The organism is Cytobacillus stercorigallinarum (genome assembly GCF_014836495.1).
Lineage (GTDB): Bacteria > Bacillota > Bacilli > Bacillales > Cytobacillaceae > Cytobacillus > Cytobacillus stercorigallinarum.
This window is the reverse complement of record NZ_JACSQT010000015.1, coordinates 1-16,979: the sequence shown is the minus strand read 5'-3', so window position 1 is coordinate 16,979 and position 16,979 is coordinate 1. Positions and strand designations below refer to the sequence as shown.

Below are 16,979 nucleotides of genomic sequence, written 5' to 3'. Positions count from 1 at the left end.
TTCCATAACGGTAATTACTAGTAGTTGTACTAACCTTTATAAAACACAAAAAAGCAGCAATTCGTTTGCCGCTTTTGTTGATGTTATATAAGGTTAGCTTAAAGCAACTTGTCCTGATGTGTCTTCATAGAAAGTAATTTGAACCGTTTCTGTTAAAACATCCGCATAGCTGTAAGATACGCGTTCAAATGCATTTTCATCTTGATCTAACTCGATGACAAATACAGATGGATACGTTTCAGCTAAAACGCCAGACCGTTCAATTGTCTTTCTGCGTCCGCCATTAGCCTTGAGCATGAGCCTTTTACCAAGATTTGAATCAAGTGCCTTTTTAATATCCAATAATGTTTTTCCCATTCGGTCCACCTCACTATAAAAAGTATACCACCATACCACAATTAAGTCAAGTAAAATTATTAATTATATCAATAAACAAAAACAGTTGCAACACATTTCGTTCTACTTTTTTTGCTAATTTTCTACATCCCTAACATTCCCCATCTTTTTGGAAATTATGTAAAATAAATGAGAATCTAATTTTTCCAAATAAAAAAGAAGCCCTACCGACGTTGGCAAGCCTCTCTAACATAACCTTATTTATCATTTCTCCAAAAAGGCAAACTCCTTTTACAATGTCCCAAACGGATCAATAGGTTGCTCTTCTTCTTCCTCATAATGGAATGGCATACCGGTTCTAAGCACACCTTTTGTTTCTACACCACCTAAACCTCTTTCCCCAGATAGTGTATTTCTTAACACATCCCAAACACGAATATGCTCATTATAAGGAGTAAAACTAATTTTACTTACAATATAAACCGGATCTAGCGCATGAATATTTACTCTAGATGGAGAACTGGCAAAATTCGCTCCAGCATGTATGAGGGATTCAAAGTGAGATTGACAAGCTCCAGCAAAGATGACCAGTTGGTCTAAATGAGGAACCTTCTTCCTCGCTTCTTTTACCGTTTGTACAAAATGCTTAGAGTGGCGGTAAGCTTCTATATCTGACTTACTTCCCTTTGCCTTTGTATATGCGTCATGACCAGTAATAACTAAAATATCCGGTCGATAATAATCCACTAATTCCCCAATAACACGAGGCATATCTTTTTCACTTAAGTGTAGTCCAGTAACTGGAATTCCGATTTTTTCATATACCGTTAAACATTTCTTTAAATACCCTGGGTCACCATCAAGATGTAATACTTTCCCAGGCAATTGAAAATAATTAGCTGCTTTACTATATCCCTCAGTCACTGTATATTCTCTTTTCTCCTGCAATAGATGAACATCTTGACGGAATAATTCAAGAGATTGTTCTTCAAGCGTGCGGAATTCCTGCATAATTCTTCGCTGATCAGACTGACTCATGATAATAAGATCCTCATAAGGAGCATCTGCAATGAGCCTTATATCTTCTCCATATAATACCGCCATCTTTTTCCCATCATGCTCTCTTATGTCAATAACACGGAACATAATATCACAACGATAGGAAACCCTCCCAACGATATCCATTAATTTTATAGTCACAGTCGTCACTCCATTTTGGGCCATTTCCCTGAGTCTGTTTCTTTAGTTAAATTATGCGCCAATGCTTGGACCTGTGCTTCTCTATAGCGCCTCTTCACCTTAACTAAGGAAATAGCCAATGCCAACATCCAAATAAAAAACCGGACTAAACACTTTTAAAAAAAGTCATTAGTCCGGTTCATGTGCTAATACCTATTTATTAGTAAATCCTATGAACGAAAGTGAGGTAGTAATGCATCAGCCAAACGAGCGAATTCTTCTAACCCTAACGTCTCTCCTCTTCTCGTTGGTTCAATCCCTGCTTGATTTAAAGCTTGGACAATGAACTCTTTTCTTTCTTTCCCCTTCTCTAACTGACTCGTTAAATTATTGAGGATGGTTTTTCTCCTTTGTGCAAAGCTTGCTCTTGTTACTGTAAAGAAGAAGTCTTCATCTTGAACTTTCACTGCTGGTTGATCTAATTTTGTTAAGCGAATAACAGCTGAATCGACATTCGGTTGAGGAATGAAGACAGACTTAGGAACAATCATGACAGTCTCTGCTTTTGTATAATATTGAATCGCAATCGAAAGAGAGCCATAGCTTTTAGTGCCTGGACTCGCAGAAATACGCTCTGCGACCTCCTTTTGCAACATACATACAATACCTCTAATCGGGAGCTGATCCTCTAATAACTTCATAATGATTGGCGTCGTAACATAATAAGGTAAATTAGCAACGACCATTAAATCATCGATATTGGCAAATTCTTGTTGTATCGCTGCAATAATATCCGCCTTTAACACATCTTCATTAATGATTTTTACATTTGAATAAGGCGCAAGTGTATCTGCCAATATTGGTAATAGGCGCTGATCGATTTCGAAAGCTAAAACCTTCTCACTTCTCTTAGCCAGTTGCTCCGTTAATGCACCAATACCAGGTCCAATTTCAATTGCACCAGACTCGGGTGTTAATTCAGCATGATCTACAATGCGATTTAATATATTCGTATCTATTAAGAAGTTTTGACCTAAACTCTTTTTAAACGAAAAGCCATGCTTCTCTAAAATTGCTTTCGTTCGTATCGGTGTGGCAATATCCTTATTCATAATCAAGCTCCTTGTCCATTTTAGCTACCGCTGCCAAAAAGGCTTTCTTTGTAATTTGAAACATTGTTAAACGTTTATGCAGTTGCTTGCCATTGGCATAACCTATCTTTAAAATCTTGCCTAGCTCTTCTCGGCGCTTCTTTGCGTCATTGCCACCAATTAGGCCAGCATCCATTAAATCAGCTTGCGTCACTTCCGCCACAGCTTCCTCTGTCATGACATAGGCATGAGAGAGTGCCTCTCGTATCACTTCAACAGAAGCATGCTCTACACCTACACCTTTACCATGCTTAGCTATGGCAAACTGTTTATCAATAAAGGCGTGCTTGCACTGTGGTACGTGCTTTGTAATCGTATGTCTGATTTTCTCACCAGGAAAATCAGGGTCTGTTAAAACAATTACACCTCTCGTTTTTTGTGCCAGTTTTATTTTTTCTAATGTCTCAAAATTAATCGCTGAGCCATTTGTTTCAATTGTATCGGCATCTAATGCCCTTTTAATTGCGACAGTATCGTCTTTACCTTCTACTACGATAATCTCTTTTATTTTCATTTTAACACCTATCCGTTCACTAAAAAGTTCCAATATATACTTGTTCAGCAAACTTACTTTAAAAAGAATGAATTATTTGCAAAAAAAGTGAAACATTTCTGTAATGTTAATCGTCTAAATATATATAATAATAGTGCAGCAAGTTAGCATGCATTTTATTATATATGAAACATCCTTCGAAAGAAAATGCGAAAATGAACTAACAGAAAAAGAGCAGAGGACGATTTCCTCTGCTTACAAACACCATCTAATTAAGTACACGTATTTTCACTTGCTTACGTCCCCAACGATAAGCATCAGACTTACTAGAGAAAAATACGTCAATCTTATTCCCTTTAATAGCAGATCCCGTATCGGAAGCTACAGCATAACCATAACCTTCCACATATACTTTTGTCCCTAAAGGAATAACGCTTGGATCTACCGCTATCACTTTTGCTCCTGGATTAGATTTTAAATCTAATCCCGTCGCTGTGACACCTGAACAGCCGTTACAGCCTGCAGTATAGGCTGTCGAGCTAACATACATCTCTTTACCGCTAGATTCATTCGTCTCGCCGCGAGAAGCCACTTTTGTCGCTGGTTGAGAAACTTTTGTTCCAACTGCAACGATATGATCTTTTGATTCTTTTACTTTTTCTTCACTAAGTAATTTACGAGAGATTTCTTTTCCATTTTCACGAGTAATTTCAAATTCTTTTTTCAAAAGTCCCTCTTTGCCTTTCTCAAGAACCTTTTCACTACCCTTGTTCAAGCTGTCGTCTTTTTTAGTTACGACCGCATATTTAATTGGTTCTTCCACTACATCGGTGACCTTTTCAACTCTGATGACTTTTATTACGTCATTTTCTTTGACTGTCTCATCCAACTTTGGTTCAACACGATCTAATTTTCCTAGCTTAATATCTTGTTGCGATAAAAAGTCAGCGACCGTAGTCGAAGTTGACCACACTTCTTCAGTTTTATCGTTCGCACCGTCTGCTAATTTTATTTTGAACGCGCGATCAATCTTGATGTCCATCTTACTTGTAATTGCATCGCCTAGCTTAGGCTCAATGACATCATGTTTACTTAATTCTATATTCTCTTTATCTATCAGCTCTTGCACAGTATCAGCTGTTGTCCATATGACCTCGGAATCTTTTTTGTCAGTAATCTTCACCTGCACGGCAGGGTTCCAGACTACTTCCATATTGTCCTTAACGGCTTTATCCACCGAGGGATACACATAGTCTTCTGAGCGTAATCCTATATCCATTTCGTCAAATATCTCTTGAATGGTTTTTGCGTGTGTATTTATTGTTCGTTCCTCACCATCTAATGTTAGCGCAACGGTTTTCTTTGTCATTTCAAAGATTAAAAAACCGCTAGCTGTAATCGTAACGATTAGACTAGCAAAGATAATTGCCCATTTTTTCTTGCTCAAAGACTTGGATAACAGGTTTTTCATGTAATTTATCACGATGAAAATTGCCTCCTTTTCTCTCGGAGTGATTATATAGACTATCTTGCTGACTGTCAACACTCACTATCTGATTTTTTGGAGGGAAAGATAAAACGGAACATCCCCAAGGATTCCTCTTCCCCTTATAAAGAGTTCAAGAAAAGAGCGTTCACCTTATCATCCACACCCCCTAAAAATACTGAATCGATCGAGCATTTCAGAAGTCAGGCAAACTGATATACCTTCTATTCTCCGAAACACTCTTTTTTCCCTCTTTCCATACAAGAAAAAATTTTTTCTGCACGTACGCTCTATTATGCAGAAAAAGCATTTTTTTGCAAAGTGAGAGATATCGACACGGTTATCCTATGAGGACAGATTCCTGTGTAGAACTTTTTGGTATAAGAAAACATTTGGACAAGCTTCTCTTTTTTTTGACAATATTTGCTGTCAATTTATAGCGAATAATTTTTTGGCATTTTCGGTAGTAATTGCTGCAACTTCTTCTACTGGTATGTTTTTAATTTCAGCAATTTGTTCACAAACTAGCTTCACATAGCTTGGTTCATTGCGTTTGCCACGGAATGGGTGCGGAGCTAAATATGGGCAATCTGTTTCAATCAACAATTTTTCTAATGGGATTTCTGCTGCCACTTCCTTTGGCTTTCTAGCATTTTTAAAAGTAACGGGGCCACCTAATGAAATATAAAAATTCATATCAATGCATTCTTTAGCTGTTTCAGGACTTCCACTAAAACAATGCATTATCCCTCCTACTTCAGCGGCATTTTCTTCTTTTAATATTTCTACGATATCCGCTGTTGCTTCACGGTTATGAATAATAATCGGTAATTTTACTTTTTTAGCCAATTGTATTTGTTGTCTAAACACGTCTTTTTGCACATCTTTTGGTGATTTATCCCAATGGTAATCTAACCCCATTTCTCCGATTGCAACAACTTTTGGATGCTTCGATAATTCCTCTATCCAAATTAAATCTTCTTCAGTCATATCAATCGCATCAACTGGATGCCAACCAATGCTCGCATAAAGGAAATCATATTGTTCAATCAGTTCCATTGCTCTTTCTATCGTAGGTCGATCAAAACCAACGACGACCATTTTTTCAACCCCAGCTTCCCTTGCCCGCTTAATCACTTCTTCCAAATCCTCGTCATATTGTTCCGCATTTAAATGAACATGTGTATCAAATAGCATCCTGATTTCTCCTTTTTTATTATTATTTTAGAAAACTAACAACTATTATATTCAATGAACAACTTTCTTCTTATATATAGATTTAACCTTAATAACTTTATTTAAATATATTATAGAAAAATAAAAAACATAGAAATGCATCATCGTCTTTATAACGGATCACATTTCTATGTTCTAAAACCTTCTGCTTCCATTAATCGGATATTATTTGACTCTCGCGCCTACTGGTAATGATTCTGCAATTGTCGCTAATGATAATGCGCCATCTTCACTTCCAGCAAGAATCATTCCTTCAGATAATTCCCCACGCAATTTAACAGGTTTAAGATTGGTTACACAAATGACTTTGCGGCCAACTAATTCCTCTGGTTTGTAAAACTTTGCGATACCTGAAACAACTTGACGTTTTTCATAACCTAAATCCAGTTGTAATTTTAATAACTTATCCGCTTTTTTGACTGGTTCAGCCTCTACAACTTGAGCAACCCGTAAATCCACTTTCATGAAGTCATCAATCGTGATTTCCTCACTATCTGGTTTCGCTTGTACTTGCTTCTCTTCTTTTTCCCCTTGAGGTGCACTACCTTGCATTTTTTGCTTAATATACTCAACCTCTTCACTAATTTCAAGACGAGGGAAAATAGGATCGCCCTTTTGTACTTTTATACCTTCGCCAATTTTACCAAATGTCTCAATGCTCTCCCAAGAGATGAGCTCTTCTTTGTTTACATTTAACTGCGTAAAGATCTTCTCTGGTGTTCTTGTTAAGAACGGTTGTAATAGAACGGCGATTCTTCTTAACGATTCTGCTAAGTGGTACATCGTCGTTGCTAGTTCCTCTTGTGTATTCTCTTCTTTCGCAAGCATCCATGGCTTTGTTTCATCAATATATTTATTCGTACGACTGACCAATTGCCATACAGCAGACAGGGCAACTGAAAACTCCATGTTTTCCATTGCTTCTTCATATTTTCCAACTGTCTCTTCATTCATTTGTACAAGCGCTTGATCAAATTCACCGTTTGACCCACGATAAGTTGGAATAAAGCCGTCAAAGTACTTATTAATCATGGCCACTGTCCGGTTTAAGAGATTTCCTAAATCATTGGCTAAATCAAAATTAATACGCTCGATGAAACCTTCAGGTGTAAATACACCATCAGCGCCAAACGGCACTTCGCGCAATAAATAGTAACGTAACGCATCTAGACCATAACGATCAATTAATGTAACTGGGTCTACTACATTACCTTTAGATTTAGACATCTTACCATCTTTCATTAATAACCAACCGTGAGCGAATACTTTCTTTGGTAATGGTAAGTCTAACGCCATTAACATAATTGGCCAGTAAATAGTATGGAAGCGCACAATTTCTTTTCCTACCAAATGAACATCTGCAGGCCAGTACTTCAAATACTTACTATCATTATCTGAACCATATCCTAATGCCGTAATATAGTTTGACAAGGCGTCAATCCATACATAAATGACATGCTTCGGATTTCCCGGAACGGGCACACCCCAATCAAATGTTGTACGAGATACAGCTAAATCCTCTAATCCAGGTTTAATGAAGTTATTAATCATTTCATTTTTTCTAGACTCTGGTTGAATAAAAGAAGGGTTGTCTTCGTAATATTGTAGTAACCGATCCGCATACTTACTCACTTTAAAGAAATATGACTCCTCTTTCACACGATGAACCGGTCTCCCACAATCTGGACAGTTGCCTTCAACCAATTGTGTTTCAGTAAAATACGATTCACAAGGCGTACAATACCAACCTTCATATTCCCCAAGATAAATATCACCTTGCTCTAATAATTGAGCAAAAATCTTCTCAACAACTTCTTTATGTCTTGTTTCTGTTGTACGAATAAAGTCATCATAAGAAATATCTAACTTTTTCCATAGGTCCTGGATACCGCTAACGATTTCATCCACATAACTTTGAGGAGAAACCCCTTTTTCTTCCGCTTTTTCTTGAATTTTTTGGCCATGCTCATCAGTACCCGTCAAATACATTACATCATAACCTCTTAGACGCTTATAACGTGCCATTGCATCACCAGCAACAGTCGTATAAGCATGTCCGATATGTAAATTTCCGCTCGGATAGTAAATTGGAGTGGTTAAATAAAAAGTCTTTAATTTTTCCTCCATGTTTATTTCCTCCTCATTTTAAAAAACCCGTCCTTATGACGAGTCTAATCTCTCATTTCTGACCCTATATTTTTTATTGTTTCTTCATTGCATGAAAAAAGAATATATATGAGTCATCTTAGCCTCTATCTTCCTCAAAATATACCTAAAAACTTGAATTTGTGCAACATTTCCGAAGGGAGAAGCCATGGTTTTATGGCAATCTCCGTGTTTTTTCTAACGCCATGTTCCAATTAAAGTTTCGACAGGAAAATAGACACATAAGTGGAATTTGTCGAATTTTGTCGGTATGTCGAATCGAGGTATGTACGTCTACTAAAAAATGGGTGAGTTTGTATCCATGACTTTTCCATCATAAATGTTGATAAATCAACATTCTTCGTCGTGTTAATTATTTCCACACAAAAATAAAATAAAGTAATTGACGATTATGGCAATGGTTGGTATTATAATATCAACAATGATTTTTGTCGAATAATGACGAAAAAGATAAATAATTAGATAGATGACTGGGAGGAGCAATTATTATGAAATCTACTGGTATTGTTCGTAAAGTTGATGAATTAGGTCGTGTAGTTATTCCAATTGAACTTAGACGTACGCTTGGTATTGCTGAGAAAGACGCATTAGAAATTTATGTGGATGATGAAAAAATCATCTTAAAGAAATATAAGCCAAACATGACTTGCCAAGTAACTGGTGAAGTATCTGATGATAACATTTCACTAGCGGGTGGAAAATTAATCCTTAGCAAAGATGGCGCTGAGCAATTAATTAAAGAAATCCAAAACAATTTTGAACTAACTAAATAAATAACAAAGAGACTCCTATTTGCGAGTCTCTATTTTTTACACTTCATCAATATGATAAATTTTATATACCTCACGTTTACTCATATCACGGTCTAGCGCCGTTTGTTTAATGGCATCCTTACTTTTCAAACCTTTTTCTTCTATATAATAGGTAATCTGCTCTTCAATAGATAACCCTTCCCACCACTTACTTTCTTCTACTGGCTCTTTGCAGCCCTCAATAATTAAACAAAATTCCCCGCGAATTTCTGATTGACTTGCCCATTCTACTGCTTCACTGATCGACCCTCTAATAAACTCTTCATACTTCTTCGTTAGCTCTCTACTTAAAACAATTGAGCGATCGCCTAATATATCTAACATGAGCTGTAAACTTTCCTTCAACCTATGAGGAGATTCATATAAAATAATTGTAGAAGATACTTTCGAAAGCGTCTCTAACTCTGCCTTTTTCTGCTTCTTTTGCCGATTTAAAAATCCATAAAAGTAAAACGGCTGTGTCGGTAGCCCTGAAGCAATCAATGCTGTAAGTGCGGCATTCGCACCAGGTAATGGGACAACAGTGAGATTCTCTTCAATGGCACTAGTAACCAGCTCATAGCCTGGATCAGAAATGGTTGGCATACCTGCATCACTGACAAGCGCAATTTTCTCTCCGTCTTGCAATTTTGCAAGTAATTTATAACCGCTGCTCTCTTTATTATGCTCATGGTAACTAATGATGGGAGTCTCTATCTCAAAGTAGTTGCATAGTTTTTTTGTATTCCTCGTATCCTCCGCTGCAATCCAATCGGCTTCCTTTAATATTCTTAAGCTACGATAGCTAATATCCTCTAGATTACCTATAGGTGTTGGCACTAAGTAGAGAATGCCTTTTTCATTCTCCATATGGAAACTCTTCTGTTGTTGCACATTACTCACCGACCTTCTTCTCTTTGGGTATTCATCCATTCAATTTTTTTCTGTCTACTCAATCGTTTAAAACGATATTCCATTTTCTGCGCCTCGGACTTACTTGCAAATATTTGATGGAAAATAAGCGTTAACGGTGCTCTTCCCCTTGTATATTTAGCTCCTTTTCCAGCATTATGCTTTTTTATCCTTTGTGTAAGGTTATTTGTATACCCAGCATAGAAGGTACCGTCATTGCATTCGAGAACGTAAAAGTAATGAGTTTCAGTCTCCAAACAACATCAACCTCATTTCCTTTGTATACTCACCCGATGGCTCATAGATATACAATGGCGGCAATATTTTTAAGTCAGGTTTTCCTTTTTTAATGCCTTCCACTAGAAGCACATTCGCTTCTTTTCCTTGCTCAGGATAAACGATTTGGATCCGTTTTGGTTCTATCTCATACTTTCTCATTAATGTCACAATATCTAATAACCTTCCTGGGCGATGAACAAAAGAAACTTTTCCGCCGTGCTTAACTAGCTGACTAGCTGACTGAATTGTATCTTCTAATGTACAGAGAATCTCATGCCGAGCAATGGCATAATGCTCGTTTTCATTTTTATGTTTATTGGTATCGACTGGAAAATACGGTGGGTTGCATGTCACCACATCATACTTAGCATACCCTAATTGCCGAGCAATGCCTTTCACATCCCCTTTTAACACCTTCACTTGATTCTCTAGATGATTATATTGAATACTTCTATTCGCCATATCAACAAGACGATCTTGTATTTCCACTCCTGTAATCATTCCTTTTGTTCTTGCACTTAAAAACAAAGGAATCACACCATTACCGCTACATAAATCAATGATATTTCCTTTTTGTATTGGTAAGTAAGTGAATCGAGCCAATAAAACGGCATCAACCGAAAATGAAAATACGGAAGGACTCTGAATAATTCTCAATCCCTCTGCTAACAAATGATCTAACCTTTCATCACCCTTTAAAATAACCATTCCTCTTCCTCCATTACTAAAAAGCACACTTCGTTCTACTTATCGGTTGAAGCCCCAAGGTGAAATGCCTCCACTACACCAGAAAACGAATGTTATATCTTTAAAAAAACCTTCCTTGTTTAGAAGGAAGGTATCGATTATTTTTTATTTAAAAATGATAAACAGAACAAGCAATCCCCATCTTTTCTAGGACTACCAAAATGAAGATTACAAATATGGAAGCCTTCTTGATATAGCCTAGCAAGGTTGTCATAGCCTTCCCCTATATCAAAGAGTTTTTCTTTCTCTGTTTCTTCCTTCTGCTGCTCATTTTTCTTTTCTCGGTCGGATGTAATCTTTAATCTTCTACGTAAATGTTCATTTTCCAACTTTAATGCATTATTCTCTTCTAACACCTCAGCAAGATGCTGTTTCAACTCACCAAGCTGAAAATGTAATTGACCGATTTGCGATTCCATATTACCTACAGAGTCAAAGATTTCTTTTTTATCCAAGCATTCCACCTCATTAATCTGTGGATTGAACTGACACGGTATTCTCACTAATTTCGTCTAACGTAAATTCAAGCACTCTTTCCTGTTCCTTCAGGTTAACTTGTAGAATTCTTTCAAGTATATTTAATCCTACTACCCTTCCAGAACCTTCGGGTGTCTTCACCCATTCCCCTACATCTGGGAGCTCTTTTTTAGCCGCTTCATACTCATCATTTTCATATTTCAAACAGCACATTAAGCGCCCACATAAACCAGATATCTTCGTTGGGTTCAAAGATAAATTTTGATCCTTAGCCATTTTGATCGAAACGGGGTCAAAATCACCTAAAAAGGTGGAACAACAAAGCATTCTCCCACACGGGCCTATGCCACCAAGCATCTTCGCCTCATCACGAACACCAATTTGACGAAGTTCGATTCTTGTCCGAAAAATAGCCGCTAAATCCTTTACTAGTTCACGGAAATCCACTCTACCATCAGCTGTAAAGTAAAAGATGACCTTATTGCGGTCAAAAGTATATTCAACGTCCACCAATTTCATATCCAATTGATGTGTAGTTACTTTTTCTAAACAAACTTGATAAGCTTCTTTAGCCGCTTGTCTATTCTCTTCTACAATCATACGATCCTTTTGATCAGCAATACGTAGAACTTTTTTTAAAGGTAGGACTACATCATGTTCTCCAACCTTTTTAGGAGCAATAACAACTTTACCGTATTCCACTCCTCTTACAGTCTCGACAATGACAAAGTCATCCTTTTGTATTTGAAGATCACCGGGATCAAAATAATATATTTTGCCCGCTTTTTTAAAGCGAACACCTACTACATCATACAAATGAAGATCCCTCCTGCATCTTTAACACTAGCTGTTCCATTAACAGCTGCGCATTCATGTTTGCTTGCAGCTTTCTTTTTGCACCTAAAACTGCAGACATTTGCTCTGTTAACTTTCTATTAGATGTATGAAGCGCGTGTTGTTCTAGCCAGCTAAGCTCATGCGTATAGGCGAGCCTATCACTCTTATCAAGCTGTATATATAACAAATCTTTTAATAAAAGAAGTAATAAGTCTAAACCTAAATCCTGATGTTCCTTCTCCTTAAAATGTGGAAACCATTCTTCTTGGAGAGTGACCATCGCTTGTAACGGATTTTTTTTAAGTACTTCGTATAATTTTAACACTATTTTTTGTGCTTGTACAAACCAATCATCATTACTATATGCTAAAGCATCGTCCAAATTATGGGTAATTTGCGCAAGTAACGGGGCATATTTTTCTTTTACACCATAATCTACGAATTGTTGTACTAAAAATTTTGCAGCGATTGGCTGAAATGAGATCGTTTGACACCTTGATAATATAGTAGGTAACATTCGCTGAGATTGTTCTGTCAGTAAAATTGCTGTAGTATCCATATGCGGTTCTTCGAGAAATTTCAGCAAACTATTTGCTGCGTTTGTTGTCATCCGATCAGCATGAACGATGATATATACTTTTCTACTGGATTCAACGCCTCGTTTTGAAAATTCTTCTTGTAATGACCGAATTTGCTGCTTCTTTATCGATTGCCCATCCGGCTCAACAAGATGTACATCCGGGTGGTTAAAATGATTAATCCTTTTACAATTATTACATGTTTCACATGGAACATAGCCGTTAAGTGGGGCAGTGCAAAAAAGACTCTTTGCTAGAAGCATACCCGTATCTTTTTTTCCTGTTCCTTTCAACCCTTCAAAAAGGTAGGCGTGGGCAAGGCGTTCCTTACTTAAACTATTTTTAAGCATCTTCAACACGACTGGCTGTAATTCTTCTATTTGATCCCATGTTTTTGTCATGCTGACCACTCACTTACGTATATAAATTTATTAATAACCCTTTGATTTCTCCAATTTTACTAAGAATATCAATGGCGCTTTTCTCTTGCAAAAGTAGGTCATCGGCTAGTTGAGCCAGCTTTTCATCAATCGTTTCTACAATTTTCAATGACCTACTTTGTCCTAGTTGATTCCAACTATGTGATTGCTTAATATCCAACCCATACTCGACAGTCTCTTTCACAAAACGCTTAACAAGCATTTTATATTTTGCTAAATCTTTAAAGCTCCTAGACTTAGCTACCCTCTGGCCAGCTGATTCTATATCACCTAAGAGCATTTGCATTTGTGTCATCTGCATTTTTTGACCACTTTTCTGCACCAGGTCATTAAAACGCACTTGCGATCCGATAGGGTGCTTACTATCTTGCCTTCTATTATCTATATTAAGACGTAAATCTTGATTAATCTTCATTTATGCCTCCAAATAGGTTTAGAAGTGATGGAATTGTTCTACTGGAAGAACAAATACCGTCGCTCCACCTACTTCTACTTCAACAGGATAAGGAATATATGAATCGGCATTACCACCCATTGGTGAAACCGGCGCAACAAGTTGCTCTCTCGATTGGCAATTATCCTTAATGACCTGTAAGCATTTGTCTACTCGAATATCTTCCGTACCAATTAAAAAGGTTGTATTACCCGACTTTAAAAATCCTCCTGTACTGGCTAATTTCGTTGCACGAAAATTATGATCCACTAATGCTTTAGACAATTTACTACTATCTTGATCTTGTATGACTGCTAATACGAGCTTCATCATACCACCCTCCTATATCCATACTTTCTTCTATTATATCAGTTATTCTATGCACAAACAGAGATATACTGACCGAATTTTTCGCCAAGTAGGTTAATCTTTATATTGAAGAGCTTTTCTCACAATATCCATCGTTTGCTCAAATACTTTTTCAACACTGGCATCGGCATTGATCGTTTGGATGCGATTAGATGCTTGCTTCCGTACAATTTCATATCCTTCATATACCTTTTGATGAAACTGTAAATCTTCTAAATCTAAACGATTTACTTCCCTGCCCTTATTTTGATTAATTCTCTGTAACCCTCGTTCTGGTGCGATGTCGAAATATAAAGTCAATTGAGGCATAGCATTTTCAATGGCAAACTGATTGATGGACCAAACTTCCTCAATACCAATCCCTCTTGCAAATCCTTGATAAGCAATAGAGCTGTCAACAAATCGATCACATAGTACAATCTTACCCATTTCAAGGGCTGGTAAGACCTTTTCAACTAAATGTTGTCGTCTTGCTGCGGCATAAAGTAAAGCCTCTGTTCTTGCATCCATTTCTGTATTCTTCGGATCCAGTATAACAGCCCGGATCTGTTCTGCAATAGCAATGCCACCAGGCTCTCTCGTATGTACGACATTATATCCTTCTGCTTCTAATTGCTCCTTAACCATTTCTGTAATCGTCGTTTTCCCTGCCCCATCTGGACCTTCTATTGAAATAAAGTAACCTTTAGTCATCATTGTCCCTCGCTGTCTTATATATTTCTATGCATGATTGATTTAAATTTTCCCTGTTCTGAATCCGTGCACCTTCATTTAAATAACCTTGCAAACTAGTGATATGCTCTTGTGTAATTCTTTCACCTTTATATATTAAAGGAATACCAGGTGGGTATGGTGTCACCATGCGTGCACTAATTTCACCAATTGCACTGGTAAAAGGAACTGTAACAATCATTGCTGCCTTGGGTACCTCTACTAATTCTGAATGAGATGGAATTGGATTCACCTTTACTTCTTTTTCTCCATTGGGGATGTCAGTGCTAATTTCTTGTAATGCATCTATTATTTTATTGAAACGATCCTCATCGTCGCATCTTAATAATGGAAGTACAAATAAAACATTCATCGGATCAGCTAATTCTGTATAAATACCTCGATTCTCTAGTAACCCTTGTAGTTGATAACCACTCATATGCTTAAACTTTAAAGCCAGTTTTAATGGGTCATCTGTTGGCATAATAGCTAGTCCAGCAATAGCACTCAATTCCTTCTTCACTTCATTTATTCGTTCGACTAAATGTTTACCATCTTCTTCTGTATATTGACTGACAAAGAATCTAGCCATATCTAATGAAGCCATAATAACATAAGATGGGCTACTTGATTGCAACATACTTAAATATTCCTGTATGTTGTCTTCATCCACTCGATCACCTTGAATATGAAGAAAGGCTCCCATTGTTAAAGCTGGCAATGTTTTATGGGCAGATTGTATAACTACATCTGCCCCTAATTGTAAACTAGAGGGTGGAAAAAATCTTGTATTCGCTATAAAATGAGCACCGTGTGCTTCATCGACTAAAACGAATACTTTTTTTTCGCGGCACAGTGCAATAATATCTTCTAATGGATACACTGTACCATAATAACTCGGATATGTAAGAATAACAGCTTTAATGTCTTCATACTTATTTAATGCTTCTTCAATATGAGTATAGGAGACACCTTCACTTATACCCCACTCTTTGTTGAATTCAGGCATGATAAAAATGGGTTCAGCTCCAATAAGTCTAAGGCCATTCAAAATAGACTTATGACTATTCCTTTGAACAAGCACACGATCCCCTCTTTTTAATGTGCCACAGATCATCGCTAAATTACCTACCGTAGAACCATTTATAAGAAAAAAGCTTCTTTTAGCCCCGTATAAATCGGCAAGCAAGGATTGAGCTTCTTTGATTACATCTTCAGCAGAATGAAGATCATCAAGCCCATTGATTTCTGTCAAATCCAATTGTAAAAGTTGTCGAAAATAATCATCAACCTCATTCACTCCAGTGAGCAGACTCCCTCCTTTATGACCTGGTACATGATAATTTTCAGGCTTTCTTTTTATATGCTGTATTAACTTTTCGACTAACGGCATTTGTTTCTGATCCATTGAACGCAAATCCTTTTTATTAGTTTAAATAAATTACTGTATAGACATACACCTATTGGTGATTACAAACATAAACTGTTAACAACTCATTTATGAGAGTTAAATTCTAAATATTGTATATATTTTATAATCATTGGCTATGATTGAATGTACGGAGGTGACATTTGTGAAAACGTTTAATGAAAAAACATGTGTAATCTGTGATCAATCACAATCTGCTGGTATCCATTTATATACTTCTTTTATTTGTATGGATTGTGAGGAACAAATCGTGAATACTGCAACAGATGACCCACATTATAATTATTATGTCCAACAATTAAAAAGAGTCACTACACCTGAAATTTTATCTTAGTTTCCCTTTTGCTTCTATACTTATCTTATGATCTTCTCTATTATTTTAACAAATATTAGGGAGTTTTTTTAATTTACAAGCCTGTCTACTGTGTGCTTTCGTCATATGGCGCACTTATCTCCCTATATGTATAAATGACTCTCTCAAAGGAGAATCTACAACTTCAATTATTGAAAGAAAAAGTCCGAACTAAACATACATTTTTGATTTCTATTAAACCATCAAGCTCAACAAGTTTATATTTTACTTCAGAATAAAATAACTCTTTATGAACTAGGCTCACATTCAAATATCCAATAACCAAACAAACGGATTAAAACTGTGTTCACCAATAATGAAAAATTGAAAATCATCTTCCGCTTTTTACTCACGCTACTCTCCCTTTTTCTTTTGAATCCTTTTCTCTACTAAGCCATTTCACGTTATCTTTTAATCATTTGCACATACTTAATGTTATTTTCTCATTTATAGGGGGCATATCATTTACCAACTTATATACACAAAAAAGAGCACATACAAAATATGTGCTCTTTCATCTTGCCCGGCAACGTCCTACTCTCACAAGGGGACAGCCCCTAACTACCATCGGCGCTGA

19 protein-coding genes are annotated in these 16,979 nt (G+C 36.7%); 2 read left to right on the top strand and 17 right to left on the bottom strand.

The window, feature by feature from the left end; genetic code table 11:
• Positions 1-93: 93 nt before the first annotated feature.
• From veg to metG, 7 genes are all read right to left on the bottom strand, one after another.
• On the bottom strand, positions 94-357 hold the full coding sequence (gene veg, locus H9655_RS20015; protein WP_095371290.1) for a biofilm formation stimulator Veg: 264 nt from the start codon (positions 355-357) through the stop codon (positions 94-96).
• A 270-nt stretch (positions 358-627) separates the two neighbouring features.
• Positions 628-1,536, bottom strand: a complete 909-nt coding sequence (gene yabG / locus H9655_RS20010) for a sporulation peptidase YabG (RefSeq protein ID WP_191817004.1) — start codon at positions 1,534-1,536, stop codon at positions 628-630.
• A 209-nt stretch (positions 1,537-1,745) separates the two neighbouring features.
• Positions 1,746-2,627 (bottom strand): 16S rRNA (adenine(1518)-N(6)/adenine(1519)-N(6))-dimethyltransferase RsmA, encoded by an 882-nt coding sequence (gene rsmA / locus H9655_RS20005; protein WP_191817003.1) that lies wholly within the window; start codon positions 2,625-2,627, stop codon positions 1,746-1,748.
• Positions 2,620-3,180 carry a ribonuclease M5 gene (gene rnmV, locus H9655_RS20000; protein WP_191817002.1) on the bottom strand — a complete coding sequence of 187 codons (561 nt, stop codon included), beginning with the start codon at positions 3,178-3,180 and terminating at the stop codon, positions 2,620-2,622. The genes rsmA and rnmV overlap by 8 nt, the downstream gene beginning before the upstream one ends.
• Before the next feature lie 247 nt (positions 3,181-3,427).
• A complete protein-coding gene (locus H9655_RS19995; RefSeq protein ID WP_191817038.1) occupies positions 3,428-4,630 on the bottom strand; it encodes a G5 and 3D domain-containing protein in 1,203 nt (400 codons plus the stop codon).
• A 444-nt stretch (positions 4,631-5,074) separates the two neighbouring features.
• Positions 5,075-5,842 (bottom strand): TatD family hydrolase, encoded by a 768-nt coding sequence (locus tag H9655_RS19990; RefSeq protein WP_191817001.1) that lies wholly within the window; start codon positions 5,840-5,842, stop codon positions 5,075-5,077.
• Between the two features lie 204 nt (positions 5,843-6,046).
• On the bottom strand, positions 6,047-8,008 hold the full coding sequence (gene metG, locus H9655_RS19985) for a methionine--tRNA ligase (protein ID WP_191817000.1): 1,962 nt from the start codon (positions 8,006-8,008) through the stop codon (positions 6,047-6,049).
• Positions 8,009-8,529: 521 nt separating this feature from the next.
• Between metG and H9655_RS19980 the strand changes: the two genes are divergently transcribed.
• On the top strand, positions 8,530-8,820 hold the full coding sequence (locus tag H9655_RS19980; protein WP_191817036.1) for an AbrB/MazE/SpoVT family DNA-binding domain-containing protein: 291 nt from the start codon (positions 8,530-8,532) through the stop codon (positions 8,818-8,820).
• Positions 8,821-8,856: 36 nt separating this feature from the next.
• Here the strand turns inward: H9655_RS19980 and rsmI are convergent, their stop codons facing one another.
• The 10 genes from rsmI to H9655_RS19930 form a co-directional block, all read right to left on the bottom strand.
• Positions 8,857-9,732, bottom strand: a complete 876-nt coding sequence (gene rsmI, locus H9655_RS19975; protein ID WP_191817037.1) for a 16S rRNA (cytidine(1402)-2'-O)-methyltransferase — start codon at positions 9,730-9,732, stop codon at positions 8,857-8,859.
• A gap of 5 nt (positions 9,733-9,737) precedes the next feature.
• A complete protein-coding gene (locus H9655_RS19970) occupies positions 9,738-10,007 on the bottom strand; it encodes a GIY-YIG nuclease family protein (protein ID WP_191816999.1) in 270 nt (89 codons plus the stop codon).
• On the bottom strand, positions 9,997-10,737 hold the full coding sequence (locus H9655_RS19965) for a tRNA1(Val) (adenine(37)-N6)-methyltransferase (protein ID WP_191816998.1): 741 nt from the start codon (positions 10,735-10,737) through the stop codon (positions 9,997-9,999). The genes H9655_RS19970 and H9655_RS19965 overlap by 11 nt, the downstream gene beginning before the upstream one ends.
• Before the next feature lie 137 nt (positions 10,738-10,874).
• Entirely contained in the window at positions 10,875-11,231 is a 357-nt protein-coding gene (gene yabA, locus H9655_RS19960; RefSeq protein WP_191816997.1) for a DNA replication initiation control protein YabA, read from the bottom strand.
• Between the two features lie 13 nt (positions 11,232-11,244).
• Positions 11,245-12,069 (bottom strand): PSP1 domain-containing protein, encoded by an 825-nt coding sequence (locus H9655_RS19955; protein WP_191816996.1) that lies wholly within the window; start codon positions 12,067-12,069, stop codon positions 11,245-11,247.
• The gene (gene holB, locus H9655_RS19950; protein WP_191816995.1) at positions 12,062-13,069 is read right to left on the bottom strand and encodes a DNA polymerase III subunit delta'; all 1,008 of its coding nucleotides are present in this window, start codon (positions 13,067-13,069) and stop codon (positions 12,062-12,064) included. Before holB ends, H9655_RS19955 begins: the two co-directional genes overlap by 8 nt.
• A gap of 13 nt (positions 13,070-13,082) precedes the next feature.
• A complete protein-coding gene (locus tag H9655_RS19945) occupies positions 13,083-13,523 on the bottom strand; it encodes a YaaR family protein (protein WP_095371305.1) in 441 nt (146 codons plus the stop codon).
• An 18-nt stretch (positions 13,524-13,541) separates the two neighbouring features.
• On the bottom strand, positions 13,542-13,871 hold the full coding sequence (locus H9655_RS19940) for a cyclic-di-AMP receptor (RefSeq protein WP_191816994.1): 330 nt from the start codon (positions 13,869-13,871) through the stop codon (positions 13,542-13,544).
• 93 nt (positions 13,872-13,964) lie between these two features.
• Positions 13,965-14,603 (bottom strand): dTMP kinase, encoded by a 639-nt coding sequence (tmk, locus tag H9655_RS19935; protein ID WP_191816993.1) that lies wholly within the window; start codon positions 14,601-14,603, stop codon positions 13,965-13,967.
• Positions 14,596-16,029 (bottom strand): aminotransferase class I/II-fold pyridoxal phosphate-dependent enzyme, encoded by a 1,434-nt coding sequence (locus H9655_RS19930; RefSeq protein WP_191816992.1) that lies wholly within the window; start codon positions 16,027-16,029, stop codon positions 14,596-14,598. Before H9655_RS19930 ends, tmk begins: the two co-directional genes overlap by 8 nt.
• Positions 16,030-16,195: 166 nt before the next feature.
• On the opposite strand from H9655_RS19930, the gene H9655_RS19925 reads away from it, so the two are divergent.
• A complete protein-coding gene (locus H9655_RS19925) occupies positions 16,196-16,384 on the top strand; it encodes a sigma factor G inhibitor Gin (protein ID WP_318245524.1) in 189 nt (62 codons plus the stop codon).
• Positions 16,385-16,979: the final 595 nt, after the last annotated feature.

What these genes read in the sequence shown, in the direction of transcription:
- veg (WP_095371290.1), bottom strand. Translation starts at nt 357, where the DNA reads ATGGGAAAAACATTATTGGATATTAAAAAGGCACTTGATTCAAATCTT.
- rsmA (WP_191817003.1), bottom strand. Translation starts at nt 2,627, where the DNA reads ATGAATAAGGATATTGCCACACCGATACGAACGAAAGCAATTTTAGAG.
- rnmV (WP_191817002.1), bottom strand. Translation starts at nt 3,180, where the DNA reads ATGAAAATAAAAGAGATTATCGTAGTAGAAGGTAAAGACGATACTGTC.
- H9655_RS19995 (WP_191817038.1), bottom strand. Translation starts at nt 4,630, where the DNA reads ATGAAAAACCTGTTATCCAAGTCTTTGAGCAAGAAAAAATGGGCAATT.
- H9655_RS19990 (WP_191817001.1), bottom strand. Translation starts at nt 5,842, where the DNA reads ATGCTATTTGATACACATGTTCATTTAAATGCGGAACAATATGACGAG.
- metG (WP_191817000.1), bottom strand. Translation starts at nt 8,008, where the DNA reads ATGGAGGAAAAATTAAAGACTTTTTATTTAACCACTCCAATTTACTAT.
- H9655_RS19965 (WP_191816998.1), bottom strand. Translation starts at nt 10,737, where the DNA reads ATGGTTATTTTAAAGGGTGATGAAAGGTTAGATCATTTGTTAGCAGAG.
- holB (WP_191816995.1), bottom strand. Translation starts at nt 13,069, where the DNA reads ATGACAAAAACATGGGATCAAATAGAAGAATTACAGCCAGTCGTGTTG.
- H9655_RS19945 (WP_095371305.1), bottom strand. Translation starts at nt 13,523, where the DNA reads ATGAAGATTAATCAAGATTTACGTCTTAATATAGATAATAGAAGGCAA.
- H9655_RS19940 (WP_191816994.1), bottom strand. Translation starts at nt 13,871, where the DNA reads ATGAAGCTCGTATTAGCAGTCATACAAGATCAAGATAGTAGTAAATTG.
- tmk (WP_191816993.1), bottom strand. Translation starts at nt 14,603, where the DNA reads ATGACTAAAGGTTACTTTATTTCAATAGAAGGTCCAGATGGGGCAGGG.
- H9655_RS19930 (WP_191816992.1), bottom strand. Translation starts at nt 16,029, where the DNA reads ATGGATCAGAAACAAATGCCGTTAGTCGAAAAGTTAATACAGCATATA.